Annotated in this window: 23 protein-coding genes; 14 read left to right on the forward strand and 9 right to left on the reverse strand. The window is 71.3% G+C overall.

Features of this window, described 5'->3' with window-relative positions:
• The first annotated feature begins 74 nt into the window (after nucleotides 1-74).
• Complete coding sequence (locus AC1DE0_RS18550; RefSeq protein WP_478103791.1) at nucleotides 75-1,067, forward strand: FKBP-type peptidyl-prolyl cis-trans isomerase; 993 nt, start codon at nucleotides 75-77, stop codon at nucleotides 1,065-1,067.
• A 60-nt stretch (nucleotides 1,068-1,127) separates the two neighbouring features.
• Nucleotides 1,128-1,514 (forward strand): FKBP-type peptidyl-prolyl cis-trans isomerase, encoded by a 387-nt coding sequence (locus tag AC1DE0_RS18555; RefSeq protein WP_478103796.1) that lies wholly within the window; start codon nucleotides 1,128-1,130, stop codon nucleotides 1,512-1,514.
• A 206-nt stretch (nucleotides 1,515-1,720) separates the two neighbouring features.
• Here the strand turns inward: AC1DE0_RS18555 and AC1DE0_RS18560 are convergent, their stop codons facing one another.
• Nucleotides 1,721-2,842 (reverse strand): DUF3866 family protein, encoded by a 1,122-nt coding sequence (locus AC1DE0_RS18560; protein WP_478103801.1) that lies wholly within the window; start codon nucleotides 2,840-2,842, stop codon nucleotides 1,721-1,723.
• 76 nt (nucleotides 2,843-2,918) lie between these two features.
• On the opposite strand from AC1DE0_RS18560, the gene AC1DE0_RS18565 reads away from it, so the two are divergent.
• The 7 genes from AC1DE0_RS18565 to AC1DE0_RS18595 all read left to right on the forward strand — a co-directional run bounded on the left by AC1DE0_RS18565 (nucleotide 2,919) and on the right by AC1DE0_RS18595 (nucleotide 10,529).
• The gene (locus tag AC1DE0_RS18565) at nucleotides 2,919-3,941 is read left to right on the forward strand and encodes a helix-turn-helix transcriptional regulator (protein ID WP_478103805.1); all 1,023 of its coding nucleotides are present in this window, start codon (nucleotides 2,919-2,921) and stop codon (nucleotides 3,939-3,941) included.
• Nucleotides 3,938-4,930 (forward strand): helix-turn-helix transcriptional regulator, encoded by a 993-nt coding sequence (locus tag AC1DE0_RS18570; RefSeq protein WP_478103809.1) that lies wholly within the window; start codon nucleotides 3,938-3,940, stop codon nucleotides 4,928-4,930. Before AC1DE0_RS18565 ends, AC1DE0_RS18570 begins: the two co-directional genes overlap by 4 nt.
• Before the next feature lie 132 nt (nucleotides 4,931-5,062).
• The gene (gene tatA / locus AC1DE0_RS18575) at nucleotides 5,063-5,467 is read left to right on the forward strand and encodes a Sec-independent protein translocase subunit TatA (RefSeq protein ID WP_478103813.1); all 405 of its coding nucleotides are present in this window, start codon (nucleotides 5,063-5,065) and stop codon (nucleotides 5,465-5,467) included.
• 56 nt (nucleotides 5,468-5,523) lie between these two features.
• Nucleotides 5,524-6,330, forward strand: coding sequence for a twin-arginine translocase subunit TatC (tatC, locus tag AC1DE0_RS18580; RefSeq protein WP_478103816.1), 807 nt, complete (start codon nucleotides 5,524-5,526; stop codon nucleotides 6,328-6,330).
• A gap of 9 nt (nucleotides 6,331-6,339) precedes the next feature.
• On the forward strand, nucleotides 6,340-7,245 hold the full coding sequence (locus AC1DE0_RS18585) for a diacylglycerol kinase (protein ID WP_478103819.1): 906 nt from the start codon (nucleotides 6,340-6,342) through the stop codon (nucleotides 7,243-7,245).
• The gene (locus AC1DE0_RS18590; protein WP_478103821.1) at nucleotides 7,242-10,103 is read left to right on the forward strand and encodes a DEAD/DEAH box helicase; all 2,862 of its coding nucleotides are present in this window, start codon (nucleotides 7,242-7,244) and stop codon (nucleotides 10,101-10,103) included. Before AC1DE0_RS18585 ends, AC1DE0_RS18590 begins: the two co-directional genes overlap by 4 nt.
• A 225-nt stretch (nucleotides 10,104-10,328) precedes the next feature.
• A complete protein-coding gene (locus tag AC1DE0_RS18595) occupies nucleotides 10,329-10,529 on the forward strand; it encodes a cold-shock protein (RefSeq protein ID WP_020144233.1) in 201 nt (66 codons plus the stop codon).
• Between the two features lie 95 nt (nucleotides 10,530-10,624).
• On the opposite strand, the gene AC1DE0_RS18600 is transcribed toward AC1DE0_RS18595, so the two are convergent.
• The 3 genes from AC1DE0_RS18600 to AC1DE0_RS18610 all read right to left on the reverse strand — a co-directional run bounded on the left by AC1DE0_RS18600 (nucleotide 10,625) and on the right by AC1DE0_RS18610 (nucleotide 12,295).
• Nucleotides 10,625-10,849, reverse strand: coding sequence for a hypothetical protein (locus tag AC1DE0_RS18600; RefSeq protein WP_478103824.1), 225 nt, complete (start codon nucleotides 10,847-10,849; stop codon nucleotides 10,625-10,627).
• 60 nt (nucleotides 10,850-10,909) lie between these two features.
• Nucleotides 10,910-11,107: a VOC family protein gene (locus tag AC1DE0_RS18605; protein ID WP_478103826.1), complete on the reverse strand. Its 198-nt coding sequence runs from the start codon at nucleotides 11,105-11,107 to the stop codon at nucleotides 10,910-10,912.
• Nucleotides 11,108-11,353: 246 nt separating this feature from the next.
• Nucleotides 11,354-12,295: a 5'-3' exonuclease gene (locus tag AC1DE0_RS18610; protein ID WP_478103830.1), complete on the reverse strand. Its 942-nt coding sequence runs from the start codon at nucleotides 12,293-12,295 to the stop codon at nucleotides 11,354-11,356.
• 118 nt (nucleotides 12,296-12,413) lie between these two features.
• Between AC1DE0_RS18610 and AC1DE0_RS18615 the strand changes: the two genes are divergently transcribed.
• Nucleotides 12,414-12,872 carry an Lrp/AsnC family transcriptional regulator gene (locus AC1DE0_RS18615; RefSeq protein WP_478103833.1) on the forward strand — a complete coding sequence of 153 codons (459 nt, stop codon included), beginning with the start codon at nucleotides 12,414-12,416 and terminating at the stop codon, nucleotides 12,870-12,872.
• Between the two features lie 22 nt (nucleotides 12,873-12,894).
• On the opposite strand, the gene AC1DE0_RS18620 is transcribed toward AC1DE0_RS18615, so the two are convergent.
• The gene (locus tag AC1DE0_RS18620) at nucleotides 12,895-13,830 is read right to left on the reverse strand and encodes a threonine/serine dehydratase (RefSeq protein WP_478103836.1); all 936 of its coding nucleotides are present in this window, start codon (nucleotides 13,828-13,830) and stop codon (nucleotides 12,895-12,897) included.
• 65 nt (nucleotides 13,831-13,895) lie between these two features.
• Here AC1DE0_RS18620 and AC1DE0_RS18625 point away from each other — a divergent pair, with 65 nt between their 5' ends.
• A complete protein-coding gene (locus tag AC1DE0_RS18625; protein ID WP_478103840.1) occupies nucleotides 13,896-14,294 on the forward strand; it encodes a phosphotransferase in 399 nt (132 codons plus the stop codon).
• A 112-nt stretch (nucleotides 14,295-14,406) separates the two neighbouring features.
• Here the strand turns inward: AC1DE0_RS18625 and AC1DE0_RS18630 are convergent, their stop codons facing one another.
• The 3 genes from AC1DE0_RS18630 to AC1DE0_RS18640 are packed head-to-tail and all read right to left on the reverse strand — an operon-like array spanning nucleotide 14,407 to nucleotide 16,807.
• Nucleotides 14,407-15,696, reverse strand: a complete 1,290-nt coding sequence (locus AC1DE0_RS18630; protein WP_478103844.1) for a multidrug effflux MFS transporter — start codon at nucleotides 15,694-15,696, stop codon at nucleotides 14,407-14,409.
• Nucleotides 15,693-16,187: a Cys-tRNA(Pro) deacylase gene (ybaK, locus tag AC1DE0_RS18635; protein WP_478103848.1), complete on the reverse strand. Its 495-nt coding sequence runs from the start codon at nucleotides 16,185-16,187 to the stop codon at nucleotides 15,693-15,695. Before ybaK ends, AC1DE0_RS18630 begins: the two co-directional genes overlap by 4 nt.
• A complete protein-coding gene (locus tag AC1DE0_RS18640; protein ID WP_478103852.1) occupies nucleotides 16,187-16,807 on the reverse strand; it encodes a TetR/AcrR family transcriptional regulator in 621 nt (206 codons plus the stop codon). The genes ybaK and AC1DE0_RS18640 overlap by 1 nt, the downstream gene beginning before the upstream one ends.
• Nucleotides 16,808-16,887: 80 nt before the next feature.
• Here AC1DE0_RS18640 and AC1DE0_RS18645 point away from each other — a divergent pair, with 80 nt between their 5' ends.
• The 3 genes from AC1DE0_RS18645 to AC1DE0_RS18655 all read left to right on the forward strand — a co-directional run bounded on the left by AC1DE0_RS18645 (nucleotide 16,888) and on the right by AC1DE0_RS18655 (nucleotide 19,931).
• Nucleotides 16,888-17,982, forward strand: a complete 1,095-nt coding sequence (locus AC1DE0_RS18645) for a sensor histidine kinase (protein WP_478103856.1) — start codon at nucleotides 16,888-16,890, stop codon at nucleotides 17,980-17,982.
• On the forward strand, nucleotides 17,979-18,644 hold the full coding sequence (locus AC1DE0_RS18650) for a response regulator (RefSeq protein WP_478103860.1): 666 nt from the start codon (nucleotides 17,979-17,981) through the stop codon (nucleotides 18,642-18,644). The genes AC1DE0_RS18645 and AC1DE0_RS18650 overlap by 4 nt, the downstream gene beginning before the upstream one ends.
• A gap of 117 nt (nucleotides 18,645-18,761) precedes the next feature.
• Nucleotides 18,762-19,931, forward strand: a complete 1,170-nt coding sequence (locus tag AC1DE0_RS18655) for a hypothetical protein (RefSeq protein WP_478103863.1) — start codon at nucleotides 18,762-18,764, stop codon at nucleotides 19,929-19,931.
• 618 nt (nucleotides 19,932-20,549) lie between these two features.
• Here the strand turns inward: AC1DE0_RS18655 and AC1DE0_RS18660 are convergent.
• Nucleotides 20,550-21,992, reverse strand: coding sequence for a KamA family radical SAM protein (locus AC1DE0_RS18660; protein WP_478103866.1), 1,443 nt, complete (start codon nucleotides 21,990-21,992; stop codon nucleotides 20,550-20,552).
• Between the last annotated feature and the right edge of the window lie 80 nt (nucleotides 21,993-22,072).

Raw genomic sequence — 22,072 nt, forward strand, 5'->3', positions numbered from 1 at the left:
GTGGGCGTTACAGTGGCCGGGATTTGCCCAGCGGGACCTCCACACCCGCCCGCCCCCGACCGAAAGTCTCACCTGTGCGTCCCAACCGTCCGGCCGCTCGCACGGCCGCTGCCCTGATCGCTGCCCTCGGGCTCACCACCGTCGCCGCCTGCGGCTCGACCTCGACCGGGTCCACCGGCTCCGCGACCACTGCACCCGCCTCGGTCGCCCTGGCAGGAGTCACCGCCACCGGAGCGGTCGACTTCAAGACCGCCCCCAAGGTGGCGCTCGGCAAGACGCCGATCAGCTCCAAGACGGTCGAGCACAAGGTGCTGACGCCGGGCAGCGGCAAGGCGGCCACGAAAGCCGACGCCGTGAGCCTGCGTGCCACCATCTACAACGGCACGAGCGGCAAGCTCCTCGACGACGGCTACGCGGCCGGTCGCAAGGCCGAGGGCTACCGCCTGGGTCGTGCCGACCTCATCGCCGGTTTCACCGAGGGGCTGCTCGGCGCCACCAAGGGCTCCCGCATCGCCTTCACCATCCCGCCCGAGAAGGGTTTCGGCTCCGCCGGCAACGAGCAGCTCGGCGTGAAGGGCACCGACACCATCGTGGTCGTCGCCGACATCGCCGACGTGCACACGCCCCTCGCCAAGATCGACGGCACGCAGACGGCGGCTCCCGCCGGCCTTCCGACGGTCGAGTTCAAGAACGGCCCGACCAAGGAGCCGACCGTGACGGTGCCGAAGTCCGCCGCCCCCACGACGACGCAGCAGGCGACCCTCATCCAGGGCACCGGCGCGACGGTCCAGCAGGGCCAGACGATCAGCGCGCAGTACCACGGCGTCCTCTGGAAGGACGGCAGCGTCTTCGACTCCTCGTGGCAGCGTGGCGCCGCGGCGGACTTCCCGATCGGCGTCGGCGGGGTCATCCCGGGCTGGGACAAGACCCTCGTGGGCAAGAAGGTCGGCAGCCGCGTCCTGATCGTCATCCCGCCGAAGGACGGCTACGGCAACGCCGGCAGCCCGCCCAAGATCTCGGGCACCGACACTCTCGTGTTCGTCGTCGACATCCTCGACGCATACTGACCCTCGGCTCGGCCTGCAGGGCCACACGCACGCACGACCACCAACGAAGGGACACGCAGCATGGCACTCGACCCCACCCGTTCCAAGCCCGAGATCGACTTTCCGGATGGTGAGGCTCCCGCCGACCTCGTCGTCGAGGATCTCATCGACGGCGACGGCCGCGAGGCCAAGGCCGGTGACACGGTGAGCGCCCACTACGTCGGGGTCGCGCACTCGACGGGTGAGGAGTTCGACTCGTCGTGGAACCGCGGAGCACCGCTCGACTTCCGCCTCGGTGTCGGCATGGTCATCCCCGGCTGGGACAAGGGCATCGAGGGCATGAAGGTCGGGGGCCGGCGCAAGCTGACCATCCCGTCGCACCTCGCCTACGGCGAGCGCGGAGCCGGTGGCGCGATCAAGCCCGGCGAGACGCTCATCTTCGTCGTCGACCTCGACGACGTGAAATAACTCTGGCTCGCTCCGCTCGCCGGGTTCGGCGCGCCCTGACGTCACGCCTTCCCTCCTCGGCTGGCTCGCTTCGCTCGCGTCGCTCGTCAGTCCAGGCGTGACGCGCGCCGAACCGTACTTATCTGGCTCGCTCCGCTCGCCGGGTTCGGCGCGCCCTGACGTCACGCCTTCCCTCCTCGGCTGGCTCGCTTCGCTCGCGTCGCTCGTCAGTCCAGGCGTGACGCGCGCCGAACCAGCCCAGCAGCGAAACGCCCAGCGACGGCCGCGCCCAGAAAACTGGCGCGGTCGTCGTCGTATCCGCGGCCCATGGTGCTCAAGGTGACCGGCGATGAGCGCAGGGCTTCCTCGAGCCCGTCGGTGTCCACCTCGTGGATCGTGAGACGGCCGCCGCTCGCGGTCCCCAGCTCGCGCGCCTGGGCGAGCACGTGCGCCCCGAAGTCGGCGAGGTCCCCCTCGAGACGTGGGACCGGCACGTCAGCCGGGACGAGCGACACGCGGCCGTATGCCGTGAGGCTGTGGTGCGAGACGCCGCGGTGGCGTTCGCGGGGGTCGGCCTGGGAGATGCGCAGCGAGCAGACGGCGCGACCGCCGAGCGTCGCGGCGGCGTTGACCGCCTCCCCGGCGGACGTGCCCGAGAAGCCCCACCGCGTCCCCGTGCCGAGGTTGCCCGGCCCCTGCGCGACGACCACGACGTCGGCGCCGACCACATGGTGTGCGGCGAGCAGCCCAGTGTGGACGTTGACCGCCTCGAGGTCGCCGCCGAAGGCCTGACCCACCGTGACCGAGGCGGCCAGCCACCCGGCCTCGCGCAGGCCGGCGACGGCCCGGGAGAAGTCGATCGGCAGCGCGCCGCCGTCGGTCATCACGTAGGCGACGCGCAGGGTCGGGTCGGTCTCTCGGATCCCGGCGAGGACCGCGGGGATCGCAGAGTGCAGGTCGGCCACGACCACCGGCAGCCCGGCGAGGTCGTCGGCCTCGGCGAGCAACGCGTGGTGCTCGCTGTCCTGCTCGTCGACGCCCAGCACCATGGTCTGGCTCGGCGTGTAGCGGGCCTTGACGACATGGCCCGGCACCCGGCTGACGTCGGCGACGGGGTCGGGGAGCGCGTCGGGCGCCGCGACCACGATCGCCAGGCCGCCGGTGCCGAGGCCCCGCTCGAGGGCGGTGGTGTTGAGGAGCACCTCGGTGCCCGGCTCGAGCGCACCGACGAGCTCGACGTAGCCGAGCGCGCGCACGACGTCCCCGGAGGGGAGGCGGACGGCATACTCGACCGCCCCCGCCCAGCGTGAGCGCACCTCGACGACGACACCGCGACGCCACTGGATCATGGGGTGACCCTATCGATCGCATGTTCGGGTAGCGTCGGACTGCCCGCCCGCGCTGCCGCCTCCCAGGAAGGTCTCGATGAGTCCTGCGTCTGCCTCGGCCGACAAGACCGAACGGCTGCTCAACCTCATCCTCGCGCTGAAGTCGGCGCGTCGTCCGGTGTCCAAGCAGAAGATCCGTGAGTCGCTGCCCGCCTACGCCGCGGCCACCTCCGACGAGGCGTTCGACCGCATGTTCGAGCGCGACAAGGACGAGCTGCGCGAGATGGGGATCCCGATCTCGACGACCGTCATCGACGTGCTCTTCGACGACGAGGTCGGCTACCGCATCGACTCCAGCGAGACCACGCTGCCGGCCATCAGCTTCGAGCCTGACGAGGTCGCAGCCCTCGCCCTCGCCGCGCGCGCGTGGTCGACGGCGAGCATCTCCGGCGCCGCCTCGGCCGGCCTGCGCAAGCTGCGCCTCTCGGGCGTCGAGATCGACGAGTCCGTCGCGGCGGGTGCCGAGCCCCGCATCCGCACCAAGGAGCCGGCCTTCGAGGCGGTGCACGCCGCCGTCTCAGCGCTGCAGCCGATCACCTTCGACTACCGCAAGAACGACGGAGAGCTGTCCACGCGTCACGTCCAGCCCTGGGCCCTGAAGAACTGGCACGGGCGCTGGTACCTCACCGCGTTCGACGTCGACCGCGGTGACGAGCGGGCCTTCCGCCTGAGCCGGTTCGAGGGCACGGTCCGGCGCAAAGGACGGGCGGGGTCGTATGCCGTCCCATCCGACCATGTGCCCGAGGTGGCGCTCGAGGCGCAGCCGCCCGAGCCCGTCGGCACCGCGGTGGTCCGGGTCCGCCACGGCCGCGGCCACACGCTTCGCCGCAACGCCGGCCGCACGACCGAGCTCGACGAGCGCTGGGCCGAGATCGAGGTGCCCTACCAGCGCGGCACGACCGAGCGCGACGTCGTCGCTCTGGGCACCCACGCCGTCGCGGTCTCGCCGCCCGAGCTGGTCGTAGGGGTGCGGTCGGCCCTGCAGGCCGTGGCAGAAGCGCAGTCCGGCAACGTCGACGACACCCCCACCGAGACCGACGCGACGGGGGAGCCCGCATGAGTGACACCCGACGCCCGGCACCGCGCCGAGCCCCCGAGACCGCGACGCAGCGACTGGGCCGGCTGCTCGACATGGTGCCCTGGCTGCTCCAGCACCGTGGGGTGCCGATCGCCGACGCCGCACGCGAGTTCGGCGTCAGCGAGGACCAGGTGGTCGAGGACCTCGAGCTGCTCTTCGTCTGCGGCACACCCGGCTACGGGCACGCCGAACTCATCGACGCGCAGTGGGACAGCGGGCACATCTACCTCGACAACGCCGATGACATCGCGGCCCCGATGCGCCTGTCGCGCGATGAAGCGGTGACCCTCACGGCCGGCCTCCAGGCGCTCGGGTCGACCCTCGTCGGCTCCGACGTCGCCGAGCGCACGCTCCGCAAGATCCGCGACGCCGCCGGCAGCGCCGTCGCCGAGCCCACAGGTCGCATCGCCCTCGACCTCGACGACGGCAGCCAGCACCCGGCCATGGCGCCCCTCAAGGACGCCTTCTCACGCGGCCGCCGCGTGCACCTGCGCTACTACGTCGCGACCCGCGATGAGTCGACCGAGCGCGACGTCGACATCATGCGCATCCTCAACCTCGACTCGCAGTGGTACGTCGAGGGCTACTGCCACCGCGCCCAGGACGTCCGGCTGTTCCGGCTCGACAGCATCGAGCACGCCGCCGTGCTGGACGTCGACGGGACGCCGCCGGCCGACGCCACACCGCGCGACCTCGACGACGTGTTCGTGCCGGGCGAGAACGACCTCACCGTCGTGCTCGACGCCAGCCGGTGGGCTGCCTGGATCGCCGACTACTACCCGAACGAGGGGGTCGAGCGAAGGCCCGATGGCTCGCTGCGGGTCACCCTCAAGGTCGCCGACCCGGCGCTCGTGCGTCGTCTCGTGCTGCGTCTCGGGGGAGAGGTCCGCGTCGTGGAGCCCCGTGAGCTGGCCGACGCGGTCGCTGACGAGGCCCGGGCGGCGCTGAACGCGTACGCCTCCGTCCACTGAGTGGGCAGCAGCGGTCCGTGGGGCCATCCCACGGGTGGCGTTCACCCCACGCACGTATGCTGGACACCTGCAGCCCCGAGGCTGCAGGCTGACGGTCCGCACGGGGCCGGCTTTCGACGAGGAGACATCACCATGCCCAACCTGGGTGCCCCCGAACTCATCATCATCGCGGTCGTGCTCATCGCCCTGTTCGGCTGGAAGAAGCTCCCCGACATGGCCCGCAGCCTCGGCCGCTCCGCACGCGTCTTCAAGTCCGAGGTCGACGAGCTGAAGAAGGACGGCAAGCCCGCTCCCAGCGACGCCGCCCAGAGCACTGTGCAGGGCCAGGCCTACGACGCCGACGCCGAGCGTCGCGCGGCCGACCGGCGCGACGCCGACGCCCGTCTCGCCGACGCCGAGCGCCGCGCTGCCGAAGCACGCGCCGAGGCCGACCGCCTGCGTGCTGCTGCCGGCCCCTCGAGCCCGTCGAGCCCGTCCAGCCCGTCGAGCGCCGCGGGCACCGCCGAGAGCGACGTCCGTCGCGACACGACGCTCTGATCGTCGCCCGGACAGCTCGCGCGACCTTGCTCGACCTCGTGCACGGACTCATCTGAATGCCCTCACTCCGACGCCAGCGTGATCCCGAAGGGCGCATGTCGCTCGGCGACCACCTCCGAGAGCTGCGCAACCGCATCACCATCAGCGCGGTCGCCATCTTCATCGGGGCGGTTGTCGGCTGGATCTACTACAACCAGATCATCGCCGCGTTGACCAAGCCGCTCACCGACCTGGACAAGCAGCGCGACGGCGTCGTCAACATCAACTTCGCGAACATGACCGACGCGTTCGCGTTGCAGCTGACGACGGCGCTGTTCGTCGGCATGATCCTCGCCTCGCCGATCTGGCTGTTCCAGATCTGGGCCTTCATCGTGCCCGGCCTGACGAAGAAGGAGAAGCTCGTCTCGCGGCTGTTCGTCGTCGCCGCGGTGCCGCTCTTCCTCGCCGGCTGCTTCTTCGCCTTCATCATGGTTCCGAAGGCGGTCGCGGTCCTGCTCGGCTTCACCCCGGCGGGCGCCTACAACCTGCAGGACGGCTCGCAGTACCTCAACTTCGTGCTCAAGTTCATCGTCGCGTTCGGCTGCGCGTTCCTGTTGCCGGTCTTCCTCGTCGCCCTCAACCTCGTGGGTGTCCTCTCGGCGCAGGCGATGCTCAAGGGCTGGCGTCCAGCCGTCATGATCATCCTCGTGTTCGCGGCGATCATGACGCCGACCCCCGACGCCTACACGATGCTCTTCCTCGCCAGCCCGATGGTGCTGCTCTACTTCGCCTCGGTCGGCCTGGCGTTCCTCTTCGACCGCCGCAAGGAGGAGCACCAGCCCGACTGGCTCGACGTCCCCGACGACAAGCCGTCGCCCCTGTAGGTTTCGGGTGTGTCCCAGCGCGTCGCCCTGATCGTCAACCCCACCTCGGGCAAGGGCGTCGGGCGAGAGGTGGGCGCGCAGACCCGGCGGCTGCTCAGCGACGCGGGCCACGAAGTCGTCGACGTCTCCGGCGACACCTACCAGCAGGCTCGTTCGCAGGCCGAGGCGGCGGTCGCCGACGGCGTCGACACCTTGCTCGTCGTCGGTGGCGACGGCATGGTGCACCTCGGCGTCAACGTGTGTGCCGGGTCCTCGACGAGACTCGCCGTCGTGGCCGCCGGCACGGGCAACGACTTCGCCCGCAACCTCGGCCTGCCGGCGCGCGACGCGCAGGCTGCCGTCGCCCTGCTCACCGAGGGCCGCACGCGCCAGGTCGACCTGGGGCGCGTGAGCCACGGGGTCGCGGGCGAGAAGTGGTTCGGCGGGGTGCTCGGGGCCGGGTTCGACGCGGTCGTCAACGCGCGGGCCCAGCGCATGACGTGGCCGCGCGGCCAGATGCGCTACAACCTCGCGGTGCTGCGTGAGCTGCCCGTCTTCCGACCCATCCCGTACGCCATCGTGCTCGACGGGCACCGCATCGAGACCCGCGCCATGCTGGTCGCCGTCGCCAACACGACGTCCTTCGGTGGCGGCATGCGGGTCTGCCCCGACGCCGACGTAGCCGACGGGCTCTTCGACGTCATGATCGTCCACGCGCTGTCGGTCGCGGCCTTCCTGCGGGTCTTCCCGAAGGTCTACTCCGGCTCGCACACCACCCATCCGGCCGTCGAGATCCATCGCGCCCGGCGAGTTCGCTTGGAGGCGAGCGGTATCCACTCCCAGGCTGATGGCGAGTCCTTCGCCGAGCTGCCCGTCGACGCCGAGATCGTGCCCGGCGCCCTCCGTGTCGTGACGCCGGCGGAGGTGCTCGCATGATGCCGTCGTGGCCGCACCTGGCCGACTTCGCGGCAGAGATCGACTTCCCTCTCGACGACTTCCAGACCGAGGCCTGCAGGGCGGTCGAGGAGGGGCGCGGAGTTCTGGTCGCGGCCCCGACAGGCGCGGGCAAGACGATCGTCGGAGAGTTCGCCGTGCACATGGCCATCGCCACCGGGCGCAAGGCCTTCTACACGACGCCGATCAAGGCGCTGTCCAACCAGAAGTACACCGACCTCGTGCGACGCCACGGGGCCGACAAGGTCGGTCTGCTCACGGGCGACGCCTCGATCAACGGTGAAGCACCGATCGTCGTCATGACCACCGAGGTGCTGCGCAACATGATGTATGCCGGGTCGACCACGCTGCGTGGCCTCGGCTGGGTCGTCATGGACGAGGTCCACTACCTCGCCGACCGGTTCCGCGGGGCCGTGTGGGAGGAGGTCATCATCCACCTCCCACCCGACGTCAGCGTCGTGTCGCTGTCGGCGACGGTGAGCAACGCGGAGGAGTTCGGAGCCTGGCTCGGTGAGGTGCGCGGCGACACCGAGGTCATCGTCTCCGAGCACCGACCCGTGCCGCTGTGGCAGCACATGATGGTCGGGCAGACGCTCTTCGACCTCTTCGTCGAGGAGCGTGACGCCGACGAGGGCGACGAGCACTTCAACGCGAGTCCGTCCCACTACTCCGTGAGCGTCAACCCCGACCTCGTCCACGCCATCCGTGGCACGGAGGGGCGCGGTGCGTGGGACTCCCACTGGGTGAGCAACCGTGGGGGTCGCGACAAGGGTCGGCCGAAGGGCAAGGGTGGCCGCGCGGGGCGTGGCCACGACGACTGGGCCGGGCGGGGCCGACGAGGGAGCGACGCCTCCGGCGGGCGCGGGCCCGGTGGGGGCGATGGTGGTCGTGGCTTCGCACGAGGGGGCCGACCGGGCGGTGGGGCGACGCGCTCGGAGGTCATCGAGCGCCTCGACCGTGAAGGTCTGCTTCCCGCGATCACCTTCATCTTCAGCCGGGCCGGCTGTGACGCAGCCGTGGCCCAGCTGCTCTCGAGCGGCATGCGGCTCGTGCCCGAGACCGAGGGCGAGGCCAACCGTCGCCTCGTCGAGGAACGCATCCAGGGGCTGGCCGAGGAGGACCTCTCGGTGCTCGGCTACTGGGACTTCGTCGACGGCATCGCGCGGGGCTTCGCCGCCCACCACGCCGGGATGCTGCCCACCTTCCGCGAGATCGTCGAGGAGCTCTTCACCGCCGGTCGCGTCCGGGCGGTCTTCGCCACCGAGACGCTGGCGCTCGGCATCAACATGCCCGCGCGCACGGTGGTGCTCGAGAAGCTGGTCAAGTTCAACGGCGAGAACCACGTTGACATCTCTCCCGCCGAGTACACCCAGCTGACCGGGCGGGCGGGGCGTCGCGGCATCGACGTGGAGGGCCACGCGGTCGTCATCTGGAACCGCGGCCTGGACCCCGCCGCTGTCGCGGGCCTTGCCTCGACCCGCACCTACCCACTGCGCTCGAGCTTCCGCCCGACCTACAACATGGCCGTCAACCTGGTGCGACAGTTCGGCCGCGAGAGCGCGCGCGAGATCCTCGAGACCTCGTTCGCGCAGTTCCAGGCCGACCGTGCGGTCGTCGGCTTCGTCCGCACCGTCCGCCGCAACGAGGAGGCCCTGACCGGCTACGCCGAGCAGATGAGCTGCCATCTCGGCGACTTCGCCGAGTACGCCGCCATCCGCGACGAGATCCGCACCATCGAGAAGGAGGGCGCGAAGGCACGTTCCGCCTCGGCGCGCGCGGCGGCTGCGATCTCCCTGGAGTCGTTGCGGATCGGCGACATCGTGCGCATCCCGTCCGGCCGGCACAGCGGGCTCGCGGTGGTCGTCATGCCCAACCGCGGCGGCAAGGGTGAGGCCGCCTCGCCTGCCGTCGTCACCGAGGACCACCAGCTGCGCCGGCTGACCCTCCACGACGTGCCGACCGCGATCGAGCCGCTGGGCTCGATGCGGGTGCCGAAGCAGTTCAACGCGCGCAACCCCAAGGCGCGACGCGACCTCGCCGCCACCCTGCGGGCGACGATGCCGCACGACCCGCCGGCGCGGAGCAGTGCCGCCGACCCCGACCCGTCGGACGACCGCCTCGACGAGCTGCGGCGCCGCATGAAGGCACACCCGTGCCACCGCTGCCCCGACCGCGAGAACCACGCGCGCTGGGCCGAGCGGTGGTGGCGGCTGCGGCGCGAGACCGACGGGCTCCAGCGGAAGATCGACGGGCGCACCAACTCGGTGGCCAAGACCTTCGACCGCATCTGCGACCTGCTCGTCGAGATGGGCTACCTCGGCGAGGGCGGCGAGTCGGTCACCGCGCACGGCGACCGGTTGCGCCAGCTCTACACGGAGAAGGACCTGCTCGCCGCCGAGTGCCTCCGCGAGGGCACGTGGCGGCGTCTCGACGGGCCGTCCCTGGCCGCCATCGTGTCGACGCTGGTCCACGAGCCCAGGCGCGAGGAGGGCGGGCTCACCCCGCGGTGGCCCAACGACGACGTGCGCGAGGCGTACGACCGGATGATCACAATCTGGTCAGACCTCGAGGACGCCGAGGGAGCGCTGACCCTGCCGCGCACGGGCATGCCCGATGGCGGCATCGCCTGGGCCATGCACCGGTGGGCCAGCGGGCAGCGGCTCGAGGACGTCCTGCGCGGCACCGACCTGGCCGCGGGGGACTTCGTGCGGCGGTGCAAGCAGGTCATCGACCTGCTCGGGCAGCTGACCGACGCGGCCGACCGCGACCTCGCCGTCACGGCGCGCAGGGCCAGCGAGGGCGTCCTGCGGGGCGTCGTCGCGGCAGACCGGCTCGACTGACGGGGACGTCACGTGGCGCGCTGCCGGTGCGGCCTGTGGGTCGAATCGTCGTTCGAGGGCCGGGTCGGCTAGTCTTGGCGAACCGTCGACGTTTTTGGTGCTCGTGTTCGCACGCTCGCAGGAACGACCAGCGAGCGCAGTTTCTTCAGGTTTGAAGGGTTGCGTCCTTTTCGACACGGGGTCTCCCGACCGGGAGACCTCATCCCCAACCTGAAGGAGCCAGTCATGGCGCAGGGTACTGTCAAGTGGTTCAACTCGGAGAAGGGCTTCGGCTTCATCGCCCCCACCGAGGGTCCTGACGTGTTCGTCCACTACTCGGAGATCACGGGCAACGGCTACCGCAGCCTCGAGGAGAACCAGGCCGTCGAGTTCGACGTCGAGCAGGGCCCCAAGGGCCCGCAGGCGATGCGCGTTCGCGCGCTCTGACCTCACCGGACCTCGGTCCACGCACGAAGGCCGGCCCCCAGCAGGGGGCCGGCCTTCGTCGTGTTCTGGGCGCTGTCATGAGGGCGGACGACGGGTCAGAGGCGCGTCAGCCGCTCGAACGGGCTGTTGACGCGGATCACGCCGGACTCGAACTTCAGGGTCACGGTCCCTGCGTTCGAGGCCACGACCACTCCGAGGCCGTGGCGCAGGTGCGAGACACGGTCACCGACGGCGAACTCCTCGATGTCGGGCGCGGGAGCCGGCCTGAACGGGCTGCTCGCGAGATGACGACGGCGGTCGGACGATCCGTGGGTGGGCACCCTCCAGTATGCGCCCTCCGGAGGCCTCCGCGGTGCGCGGGGTGGGCCACAGCCTGGGTTTCAGGCCTCGCTGGGCTCGGTGAGCGGCGCGTTTTCGCCGGTGTCGGCCGCCTGCCAGGCGCCGAGCTCGTTGCCCGCGGGGTCGGTGAAGGAGAAGCGGCGACCGCCGGGGAACGCGTAGGGCTCGCGCGTGACGGTGCCGCCCGCCTCGGTCACGGCTGCGACCGTGGCGTCGAGGTCGTCGGACCAGAGCAGCACGAGTGCGCCGCCGGATCCCGCCCGGCCCTCGGGGTTGAGGCCGCCGACCTCTCCGTCGCCGTCGGACGCCCTGATGCCGGAGTAGTCGGGGCCGTAGTCGTTGAACTCCCACCGAACGCAGCGGCGTAGAAAGCCTTGGCTGCGGCCAGGTCGGGAGCCGCCAGCTCGATGTAGTCGATGGTGTGGTGCCGGTGTGCCATGTCGTGCCTCCAGTCGTCGTCAGTCGTCAGGAGCCGCCAGGAGCCGTCAGTCGATGCCGAGGGCGGAGATCACCCGGTCGAACGACGACGTGAGCCCGTGCTCGACGGCGAGCTTCGACATGAGCACGGGGTCGGCCACCGTCGCCGGGACGGAGACGTCGATGTCGGGCAGCGTCGCGTCCTTGACCACCGCGACGACGCGGGGTGCCGCGTCGAGGTAGTCGGTGGCGGCCTCGAGCCGGTCGCGCTGGGCGCCCTTGAGTRCCGCGTCGCCGCCGTCGATCGCGGCGCGGAGCGCCTCGAGCGTGCCGTAGGTCGTGATGAGCTTGGCCGCCGTCTTCTCGCCGATGCCCGCGACACCCGGCAGGCCGTCGCTGGTGTCGCCCCGCAGCACCGCCATGTCGGCGTAGGCCAGGCCCGTGGGCACGCCGTACTTCTCGGCGATGAAGGTCTGGTCGACGAAGTCGGGGGAGCGCACACCTCCGCGCGCGGTGTAGACGACGCGGATCTCGTTGGCGTCGTCGACGAGCTGGAAGAGGTCGCGGTCGCCCGTGACGATGTCGACCGGCATACGGCCGGAGTACGCGGTGGCGTAGGTGCCGATGACGTCGTCGGCCTCGTGGCCGTCGAGTCCGACCCGGGCGATGCCGAGGGCGCGCAGGGCGTCCTCGATGATCGGCACCTGGACGCCCAGCGCCTCGGGCACCTGCTCGCCGGACAGGTCGTCGTCGCCGGGCTCGGCGACACGGTGGGCCTTGTACGACGGGATGGCCTCGACGCGGAAGGCAGGCCGCCAGTCGTTGTCCCAGCACGCGACCAGGTGCGTCGGGTGCGATCGGTCGACGAGGGAGGCGATCATGTCGAGCAGCCCGCGCACGGCGTTGGTCGGGACGCCGCTCGGGCCGATGACCTCGGGCACGCCGAAGAACGCGCGGAAGTAGAGAGACGCGGAGTCGAGCAGCAGCAACCGGGGTGCGTGGGACGGCATACGCGAGAGGCTACCGGGGGCAGGTGAGCGCCCGGTGGCGACGGGCGCGGTCGGCGCAGGGCATACCGGCATGAGGAATGGACCACCCTGCGCGTAACCCCTGGTCTACCCTTCGGCCATGGAAGATCTCGACCGCCGCCTCGTCGGCCTGCTGCTCGCGGACGGCCGGATGAGCTACACCGACCTCGGCAAGGCCACCGGCCTGTCGACGTCGGCGGTCCACCAGCGCGTCCGCAGGCTCGAGGAGCGCGGGGTCGTCACCGGCTACACGGCGCAGGTCTCTCCCGAGGCCCTCGGACTCCCACTCACGGCGCTCATCTCGGTGACGCCCTTCGACCCCAGCGCCCCCGACGACGTGCCCGAGCGGCTCCGGCACATCGGCGAGATCGAGGACTGCCACTCGGTCGCCGGCGTCGAGAGCTACATCCTCAAGGTGCGCGTGGCCACCCCAGGAAACCTCGAGGACCTTCTCGCGCGAATCCGCTCTGCTGCCAACGTCTCGACGCGCACCACTGTCGTGCTCTCCACCCCGTGGGAGGCGCGCAGCGCCTCGGCCGAGTCGCGCGACGACGCCTGACGTCGGCGGCGCCGACGCCGCGTCAGAGCCCGGTCGGGTCCGTGTTGGCCCCGCACAGCACGACGGCGACCGCCTCGTCCGGCTCGGGGGCGTAGGCCCCGGAGACCAGCGCGGCGAGGGCCGTGGCGGCGCCGTGCTCGACGACGACGCGCCAGCGCTCCCAGAGCAACGAGCGGGCGGCCACGATGTCGTCGTCGGTGACGACGACGCTCTGGACGGGTAGCCGCTTCGTGGCCTCGAAGGCGATGTCGCCGAGTCGACGGGCACCGAGCGAGTCGGCTGCGATGCCCGAGACCGGCACGTCGACCGGGCGTCCCGACTCGAGGGCCGAACGCAGCGTCGGGGCTCCGGCCGGCTCGACGCCGACGACCCGGGCGGTCCCGTCGAGCGCCGCCGTGACACCCGCGAGGAGCCCACCGCCGCCCACCGCCACGACCACCGTGTCGACCGCTGACGGAACCTGTTGCGTGAGCTCGAGGGCGAGCGTGCCTGCGCCCGCAGCGATCTCGGGTTGGTCGTACGCGTGGCAGTGCAGCGCGCCCGAGCGCTCCACCTCCTGTTGCGCAGCCTCGTACGCGGCGGCGTACTCGGTGCCGGCCAGGATGACGCGCGCTTCGTAGGCCTTGAGGCGGGCGATCTTCACCGCCGGTGCGGTCTCTGGCACGAACACCGTGGCAGGCACGCCCAGGCGCGCGGCGGCATACGCGTTGGCCATGCCGGCATTGCCACCGGACGCCACGACGATGCCCACACGTGGGTCGAGCAGGCCCTTCTCCCGCGCCGCGAGGATGCGGTTGAAGGCCCCGCGGGCCTTGAACGAGCCGGTGTGCTGGAGGTACTCGAGCTTGAAGTACGTGCGAACGCCGAAGGCCTCGCGCTCGACCTCCAGCACCGGGGTGGTGCGGACGTGGTCACGCACTCGGTCGCGGGCCTCGTCGACATCGGAGCGCTGGATCACGTCCAGAGCCTACGGGCGCGGAGTCCGCTCCGATGGTCGCCGGGTGGCCGCCCGAGGATCCTGCGATGACCTTCGCCGCGTTCCACGGTCACGAGAGCCACGTCGACCCCGACCACGAGCGCACCGAGAACGCGAAGGCACTCGCGTGGCTCGACCAGCCGCACCGCATCGACGCGCGCACCGAGGAACACCTGCGCGAGCAGATCGCGTCGTGGCCCGAGCCCCCGGCGACGGTCGTTCCCACCCACGGAGACTGGCGGCCGGGCAACTGGCTCGTCGACGAGGGGGTCGTCTCGGTCATCGACTTCGGTCGCGCGGCGCTGCGCCCGGCGCTGACGGACTTCACCCGCCTCGCCGCCCGGACTTCCGAGGGGACCCGGCGCTGGAGCGCGCCTTCCTCGAGGGCTACGGCAGTGACCCGCGCGACCCGGAGGCGTGGTCGCGCCAGCGGGTCCGCGAGGTGATCGGGACGGCGGCCTGGGCGCATGCCGTCGGCGACGAGCCGTTCGAGGCCCAGGGGCACCGGATGATCGCCGAGGTGCTTGCGGCGAACTGACCGACGTGCGGGCGAGCGCGTCAGAGCTGGTCGGTCGGCTCGGGGGCCAGCCCGTCGATTCGCACGTGGTCGTCTCGCCGGAGCGCCTTGGCGTGGGTGCGGGCGCGGTGCCACCACCACAGGGCGAGCGCGCCGACCGTCATGGCTCCGGCGACCAGTGCGAGCGTCGCCAACGAGCCACTGACGAGCGGTGAGAGGGCTCCGGCCACGACGGCGTTGAGGCACGTGCTGAGGAAGGACTGGAACGACGACACCGCCCCGCGCTCGCGTGGCCGGAGGTCGAGCAGGGCGATTGTGAGGATCGGGAAGACCAACGAGACCCCGAGCGAGGCGGCGGCCGCGGGGAGCACGGTCCACGCGACGGCCGGGACCTCGACGAGCGACTGGTAGGCGACGGCGAAGACGCCACCCGCGAGGGCGATCACGAAGCCGGCCAGCACGAACACGCCCTGTCGCACGCGGCCCGCGAGGCGGCCGGTGAGGAACGACCCGACCATCATCGTCAGGACGAGCGGCACGAAGAGCACTCCGAAGTCGCGCTCGCCCAGGTGCAGGTGGTCGACCACGATGGCAGGCGCCGAGGAGATGTAGAGGAAGAGCGCCCCGAAGTTGAGCGCGATCGCCGCACTGAGTCGCAGCACGCCCCCGTCGCCAGCGGCCGACGCGAACGACGCGAGGAGCGGTCGGGGGTGGAAGGCCACGCGCTCGTCGGCCGGGTGCGTCTCGGGCAGGGAGGTCAGGGTCAGCACGACCAGCACGAGACCGTATGCCGCCAGCACCCAGAAGATCGTGCGCCAGGACCCCCAGCCGAGGATCCACCCGCCGACGATCGGGGCGAGCGCCGGAGCCACCGCGAAGATCATCGAGATGTGGCTCATGAAGCGCTGCGCGTGGGCGCCGTCGAAGAGGTCGCGCACCACGGTGCGGCCCACGATCATGCCGGCGCCGGCGACCAGGCCCTGGGCGGCGCGCGCGCCGAGCAGCATCGGCAGGTTGGGCGCCAACGCACAGACGGCACTGGTGACGGCATACAGGAGCGAGCCCGTGATGATCACGGGACGGCGCCCCAGGGCGTCGGACAGCGAGCCGTGGAAGAGGCTCGCGACGGCGAACGCGACGAGGTAGACGCTCATCGTCTGCTGCATCGCGACCTTGTCTGCGCCGAGCTCGCGACCCATCACCTCGAAGGCGGGGAAGATCGCGTCGATGGTGAACGGCCCGACCATCGTGAGGGCCGCGAGGATGAGCACGAGCGTGGCCCGCGAGACCCGGGACGCTGCGACCTCGGAACGGTGGTGCGCTGCCGTCATGCCCGACCGATCCGGGCTCGCACGGCCCCGGTGACGTTCGCGAGGTCAGCGGGCGCCAGACCGATGTCGAAGCCGCGTCGCCCTCCGGAGACGTAGACGAGGTCGAAGCCGTATGCCGTCTCGTCGAGCACCGTGGGGAGCGCGCGCTTCTGGCCCACCGGGGAGATGCCGCCCACGACGTAGCCCGTGCTTCGTTCAGCCGCGGCCGGGTCGGCCATCGTGACGCTCTTGGCGCCGAGCGCGGCGGCCACGGCCTTCAGGTCGAGCTGGCCGTCGACCGGGACGATGCCCACGCCGAGGCCCTTGCCGGTGTCGACGAGGAGTGTCTTGAAGACGCGTGCCGGCTCGACACCCAGCGCCTCGGCGGCCTCGAGGCCGTAGCTCGCGGCGGACGGGTCATGGTCGTAGGGGTGCTTCGTGTAGGGCACGCCGGCCCGGTCGAGGGCGACCGTGGCAGGGGTGGAGGGACCGGACTGGCGCTGTCGGCCCATCAGGCGCCGGACACGGACGCGAGCCCGTCCCAGATCGTCGTCACGACCAGGCCGGTGGCCTCGTCGGCGGTCGTGCCCGGGTGGGTGGTACGCCACACGGCGAGCCGCTCGCACCCGCCGATGAGGATCTCGGCCATGACGGTCACCCGTCGCGGCTCGAGCGTGGCGAACGCCGGGAGCGTGCGCAGACCCTCGGCGAACGCCTTGGCGGTCTGCTGCCGGATGCGCTCGACCGACGCCGACGCCTCACCGATGAGGGCGCCCTCGGTGCGCAGCAGCGTGAAGGCCTGCTCGTGCTCGTCGATGAAGGCGAAGAACGCGTGGACCACGCCCGCGACCCGGTCGCGAGCCGGCGCGAGCGGCTGGGCCACCCAGGCCTCGATGAGGGCAGCGAGCAGCTGCCCGCGCGCCCGCTCGATCGTGGCGGCCAGCAGGCCTTCCTTCGAACCGAAGTAGTCGTAGATGAGCGGCTTGGTCACTCCGACGAGCTCGGCGATCTCGTCCATCGTGGCCGCTTGGATGCCTCGGCTCGAGAAGACCTGCTCGGCGACGGCGAGCATCTGCGCCTCACGCTCGGCTCTGGGCATGCGCACGCGAGTGCCGGGGGAGCGGGAGGTCACCGCCGCAGTCTACGTGCGACGGTGGTCCGGACCTCGCGGCATGGTTGACTCCGCCGGTCGCCGGGCGCGACATTTGGGCGGTGAACCGGGCGCTGCCGACGCTGGCGGTTGCTGCGCTGGGGGTGATGCTGATCGAGGCCGCCCCCAGCGGTGAGTCCGTGCTGACCGCCCTCGTGGGTGTCGCGTTCGTGGCCTGGTCCGTCGTCGGCTACCGCTGGGCACTCGCCCGTGGCCGGGCGGCGTCCGTCGCCTACCTCGGGTCGGCCCTCGCGCTCGGCTTCCTCACCTTCGACGTCGCGGGGCCCGGTGTGGGCAGCACGGTCCTGCTGGTGCTCGTCGTGGTGCAGGCGGTCATGCTCCTTCCGTTGGGATGGTCTCTGGTCGTGGCGGCGATCGTGCCCCTCGTCCATGTTGGAATGCCGATGGCAGACGGGCTGCGCCAGGTCGTGAGCACGGGGCTCGCGTGTGCCGTCGCCTTCGTGCTCGCGCGTCTGCGGCTGCGCGAGCAGCAGGCCCGCGAGCAGCTGGCGGTGGCCAACGAGCAGCTCCGGCAGCTCGGCCTGCAGGCCGAGGAGCTGGCAACCGTGCGTGAACGCGCCCGCGTGGCCCGGGACATCCACGACGGGCTGGGACACCACCTGACGGTGGTCGGCATGCAGGTCCAGGCCGCCCGGGCGGTGCTGGCCGCCGACCCGGCCCGGGCGGACGGCCTGCTGGCGCAGGCGGAGGACCAGGTCCGTCAGGCGCTCACCTCGGTGCGCGAGTCGGTCGGTGCGCTGCGCGGCTCCCGAGTCCCTCGACTGCCCGACCGGCTCCGGGCGCTCGCCGACGAGAGCGCCGCCGCCGGTCTGCCGACGTCGGTTGCCGTTGATGGTGAGGAACGCCGGCTCGGCGACGAGGTTCAGTCGGCGCTCTACCGGGCGGCCCAGGAGGGACTCACCAACGTGCGCAAGCACGCGCACGCCCAGGCCGCCGTGCTCCGGCTGGCCAACCTTCCCGACCGGATGACCTTGGAGGTGCGCGACGACGGCTGCGGTATCACCGGAGACACGACGAGCCCCAGCGGCTTCGGGCTGACCGGCATCCGTGAACGGGCCGAGCACCTCGGCGGTTCGGTGGTCGTCGACTCGAGGCCCGGCGCGGGCCTGGCCGTGCGAGTCGAGCTGCCCGGATGAGCACCGCTCAGCCGGTGCGGGTGCTCGTGGTCGACGACCAGACCCTCTTCCGCGAGGCGCTCACGACCCTGCTCGACGCCCGTCAGGAGGTCGAGGTGGTGGGCGGTGCCTCGGACGGCGCAGAGGCGCTGCAGCTCGTGGCCGCGCTGCAGCCGGACGTCGTCCTGATGGACCTGCGGATGCCCGTCCTCGACGGGGTGGCCACGACGCGACGGCTGCGCGTGGAGCACCCGGGGGTCCGGGTGCTCGTGCTCACGACGTTCGACGGCGACGACGAGGTGTTCCCGGCGCTGCGTGCCGGCGCCGTCGGCTACCTGCTCAAGGACGCGACTGCCGCACGCCTCGTCGAGGGCGTCGAGGCCGCCGCGCGCGGCGAGTCGGTGCTGCAGCCGTCGGTGGCCGCAAAGGTGCTGGCGATGATGAGCCGACTGCCCGACGAACCGGACCCCGCGCGACCACAGCCGCTCGTCGACCCGCTCAGCCCCCGCGAGCTCGAGGTGCTGCGCGAGCTCGCCGAGGGACTCAGCAACCGCGAGATCGCCTCTCGCCTCTACTTGTCCGAGGGAACGGTCAAGAACCATGTCACCAATGTCCTCGCCAAGCTCGGCGTGCGGGACCGCACGCAGGCGGCGCTTCGGGCGAGGGGCCTCGGGCTGCTCTGACCCGTGGGCGACGGGGTGCGCCGGGCCGGCGCAGCCGGGGGTCATGCCGCGGAGGTGACCCCGGGCATGACCTCTGGCACGTCCGCACAGCCGTGGCCGCGACGGATCCTCGTGGGCATGACAACGCTCACCTCTTCCCCAGCAGGCCTGGCGCCCCGCGCCCGGGTCGTCCGGTTCCTTCGTACGCGGTTCGGCCGCTTCCTCGGCGCCTACGTGGAGATGACCGTGTCGATGGTCGTCGGCATGGGTGTCCTCGGTGTCGTTTGGGACGGTGTCTGGCCCGGGCTGACCCTGCGCCCTGACGCCATGGCACTCACGATGGCGTTCGACATGACGGCGGGCATGGCGGCCTGGATGTGGGTGCGGCGTCACTCGCCGCGACACATCCTCGAGATGTCGGCCGTCATGGTGCTGCCCTTCCTCGTCCTGCTCGTGCCCTTCCACCTCGGCGTGCTGTCCGGAGACGGGCTGCTCACCTGGGGGCACGTCGCGATGTTCGGCCTCATGGCGGCATACCTGTGGTTGCGTCCCCACGCCGCCGGCGCCCACCCAACCCTCGCCCAGGCCAACAGCGCGGCTCGCCGGCCCGCGTCGGGCCGGGGTCTCGTGGCGGCGCTGCTGCTCGTGGGCGGCGCGGTGCTGGCGCTCGTCGGTGGTCTGCTGCACCCGCACACCGAGGCGCCGAACTCGCACGTGGCCGTCTTCGCGGAGTACGCCGAGAGCACCGACTGGGTGTGGGTGCACGACCTCCAGTTCCTGTCGGCGGCCCTGATGGCAGCAGGGTTCGTGGTCGTCGGTGGCGCCCTGGTGCGGGCCGGGGCTCCCTCGGTCCTCGCTCGTCTCGGCAACGTCGCGGCCGCGGCAACGGTGGCCCTGATCGCGGTCAACATGGCGGTCGACGGTGTCGCCCTCAAGGGCGCCGTAGACGCCTGGGCCGTCGCAGAGGCGGACGACAAGGCAGCGCGCTTCGCGGCCGCGGAGGCGATCCGCTGGCTCGAGTGGGGAGTGAACTCGTTCTTTGCCGTGCTCCTCGGGGTGACCGTGGTGCTCTTCGCCGCCGCCCTGTTGAGGTGTGCCCACCTCGGCACCCGGGTCCGTCTGGCCGGCGTCAGCGGTGCCCTGGCCGGAGTCCTCCTCGTCCTCAACGGCCTCGTGGTGGGGTCCCGCGGTTTCGAGCCGAGCGCGCTGCCCCGGGTCGCGACCCTGCTCTACGTCGTGATGGCGCTGGGCCTCCCAGCTGTCGACCGGGGCGTACGCGCCGGGGCGAGCGCAGCCGCTGTGGTCTGATCGGGGCATGGTCGCTGAGGACAGGCCCGGCGCGGCCGTCTACTGGGAGGAGTGGGGACACTCTGACGGTGTCCCCACTCTCTATCTCCACGGCGGCCCCGGCGGTGCCTCGGCACGAGCCTCCACCGCTGGCGGTTCGACCTCGACCGCACCCACCTCGACATCGGCTCGTGGATCGTCAACGGCGCCTCGTGGGGGTCGACCCTGGCGCTGGCGTACGCGCGGGCGCACCCGAGCGGGTGCGGGGCCTCGTCCTCGTCGCCGTCGCGACGACGAGCCGTGGTGAGGTCAACTGGATCACCCAAGGAGTCGGCGCCGTCTTTCCGAAGGCCTGGGACCGGCTCGCCGCCCACGCCGAAGGCCCCGGCATCGGCTACCGCTTCGGGGAAGGGCGCATCGTCGAGGCGTACTCGCCCCTCATGGAGTCGCCCGACCTTCGCGTGCGCGACGAGGCATCTACTGGTCGCACGACGGCTTCTGCGAGCCACCGATCCTGGATGACCGTGACGCCAACGACGAGCTGCTCGCACTCGTCGGTGGCTGACCCGCCCGGAACCACCCGTGGCCCGGTCCCCTCACGGGGAACCGGGCCACGCGGCATACGGAAGCCGTCGAGCGTCAGACGAGCTGCGACTCGGCTGCGGCGCGGCTGGTCGCGGCCTTCTCGGTGGCCTCGGCGATGACCGACTCGTGGTCGACGGAGTCGTGCCACCACTTCTGGCCCGCCTCGGGCAGGGTGTAGATCGGGTCGTAGTAGACGTACTCACGGGACAGCGCGTCGGTGTCGGCGCCCTCGATGGAGGTGCGGTAGTTCTTGCGCCAGTAGGAGATTCCGCGTTCGGTGTCGTACTCCTCGACCTGGTGGACCCAGCGCTTGCCGACGAACGGCACGTCGCAGACGATGCGCGGAGTCGAGAAGCCGGGGAGGTAGCCCATCATCGAGTGCTGCAGGTGCTGGGCCTCGGCGAGCGAGAGACGCCAGTGCTCGGCGAACGGGATCATGTCGCACATGTAGAAGTAGTACGGCGTGATCGAGGCGCCGTCGGCGAGCGCGAAGCAGAGGTCGAGCAGCTGCTCGGTTGTGTCGTTGACGCCGCGCATGAGCACACCCTGGTTGCGCACGTCGCGTACGCCGGCGTCGAGCATCGCCTTCGACGCGCGGGCCACAGCCGGAGTCACGGACTGGGCGTTGTTGACGTGGGTGTGGATCGCGAGCGAGACGCCGCGCGAGCGGGCCTTGGTGGCGACACGGCCGACGCCCTCGACGACGTCGTCGGCGAACCAGTGCTGCGGCAGGCCCATGAGGGCCTTCGTGGCGAGCCGGATGTCGCGGATGTTGTCGATCTCGAGGAGCTGGTCGAGGAAGGCCTCGAGGTTCTTCCACGGCATGTTGGCGACGTCGCCACCCGACACGACGACGTCGCGCACGGCCGGCGTCTCGCGGAGGTAGTCGAGCATCGCCGCGTAGCGGTCGACCGGCTTGAGGTCGAACTTGAGCTTCGAGATCTGGGGTGTGGAGTTGCCGACGAGGTCCATGCGCGTGCAGTGGCCGCAGTACTGCGGGCAGGTCGGCAGCAGCTCGGCGAGCACCTTGGTGGGGTAGCGGTGGGTGAGGCCCTCGGCGACCCACATGTCGTGCTCGTGGAGGGAGTCGCGGGAGGCGTGCGGGTGCGAGGGCCAGTCGGTGCGGCGGTCGGAGAAGACCGGCAGCATGTAGCGGCGGATCGGGTCGGCGTAGAACGCCTCGGTGAAGTCGTGGCCGGCCGGCGGCAGCGGTGAGTCGGTGGAGGGGACCATCGTGTTGAGCATCTGCGGCGGCACGAGCATCGACATCGTGGCGCGCTCGGACTGGTCCCTGGTCAGGTCGTCGTAGAACCGGTCGTCGATCAGGTCACCCATCAGGGCGCGCAGCTGCTTGATGTTCCTGACACAGTTGACGCGCTGCCACTGGGCGTTGTCCCAGTCCTCCTGGGTGACGTCGCGCCAGCCGGGGAAGCGGGTCCAGTCGGGCTCGACGAGCTCTCGGCGCCGGTAGGCGTAGGGCTGCTCAACCTTGATCATGAGGCGAGGATAACCGAAGCATCACCGTCAAGCCCCATATGATGCTGAAGGATCTTCTGCCAGACCCCTCTCAGACCGAA

This window comes from Terrabacter sp. 05T424 (assembly GCF_056396225.1).

Coding starts and splice junctions, on each gene's coding strand:
- AC1DE0_RS18595 (WP_020144233.1), top strand. CDS start 10,329: ATGGCGCAGGGTACTGTCAAGTGGTTCAACTCGGAGAAGGGCTTCGGC.
- AC1DE0_RS18660 (WP_478103866.1), bottom strand. CDS start 21,992: ATGATCAAGGTTGAGCAGCCCTACGCCTACCGGCGCCGAGAGCTCGTC.
- AC1DE0_RS18565 (WP_478103805.1), top strand. CDS start 2,919: ATGAGTCCTGCGTCTGCCTCGGCCGACAAGACCGAACGGCTGCTCAAC.
- tatA (WP_478103813.1), top strand. CDS start 5,063: ATGCCCAACCTGGGTGCCCCCGAACTCATCATCATCGCGGTCGTGCTC.
- ybaK (WP_478103848.1), bottom strand. CDS start 16,187: ATGGGCCGACAGCGCCAGTCCGGTCCCTCCACCCCTGCCACGGTCGCC.
- AC1DE0_RS18570 (WP_478103809.1), top strand. CDS start 3,938: ATGAGTGACACCCGACGCCCGGCACCGCGCCGAGCCCCCGAGACCGCG.
- AC1DE0_RS18630 (WP_478103844.1), bottom strand. CDS start 15,696: ATGACGGCAGCGCACCACCGTTCCGAGGTCGCAGCGTCCCGGGTCTCG.
- AC1DE0_RS18655 (WP_478103863.1), top strand. CDS start 18,762: ATGACAACGCTCACCTCTTCCCCAGCAGGCCTGGCGCCCCGCGCCCGG.
- AC1DE0_RS18625 (WP_478103840.1), top strand. CDS start 13,896: ATGACCTTCGCCGCGTTCCACGGTCACGAGAGCCACGTCGACCCCGAC.
- AC1DE0_RS18560 (WP_478103801.1), bottom strand. CDS start 2,842: ATGATCCAGTGGCGTCGCGGTGTCGTCGTCGAGGTGCGCTCACGCTGG.
- AC1DE0_RS18590 (WP_478103821.1), top strand. CDS start 7,242: ATGATGCCGTCGTGGCCGCACCTGGCCGACTTCGCGGCAGAGATCGAC.
- AC1DE0_RS18650 (WP_478103860.1), top strand. CDS start 17,979: ATGAGCACCGCTCAGCCGGTGCGGGTGCTCGTGGTCGACGACCAGACC.
- AC1DE0_RS18555 (WP_478103796.1), top strand. CDS start 1,128: ATGGCACTCGACCCCACCCGTTCCAAGCCCGAGATCGACTTTCCGGAT.
- tatC (WP_478103816.1), top strand. CDS start 5,524: ATGCCCTCACTCCGACGCCAGCGTGATCCCGAAGGGCGCATGTCGCTC.
- AC1DE0_RS18615 (WP_478103833.1), top strand. CDS start 12,414: ATGGAAGATCTCGACCGCCGCCTCGTCGGCCTGCTGCTCGCGGACGGC.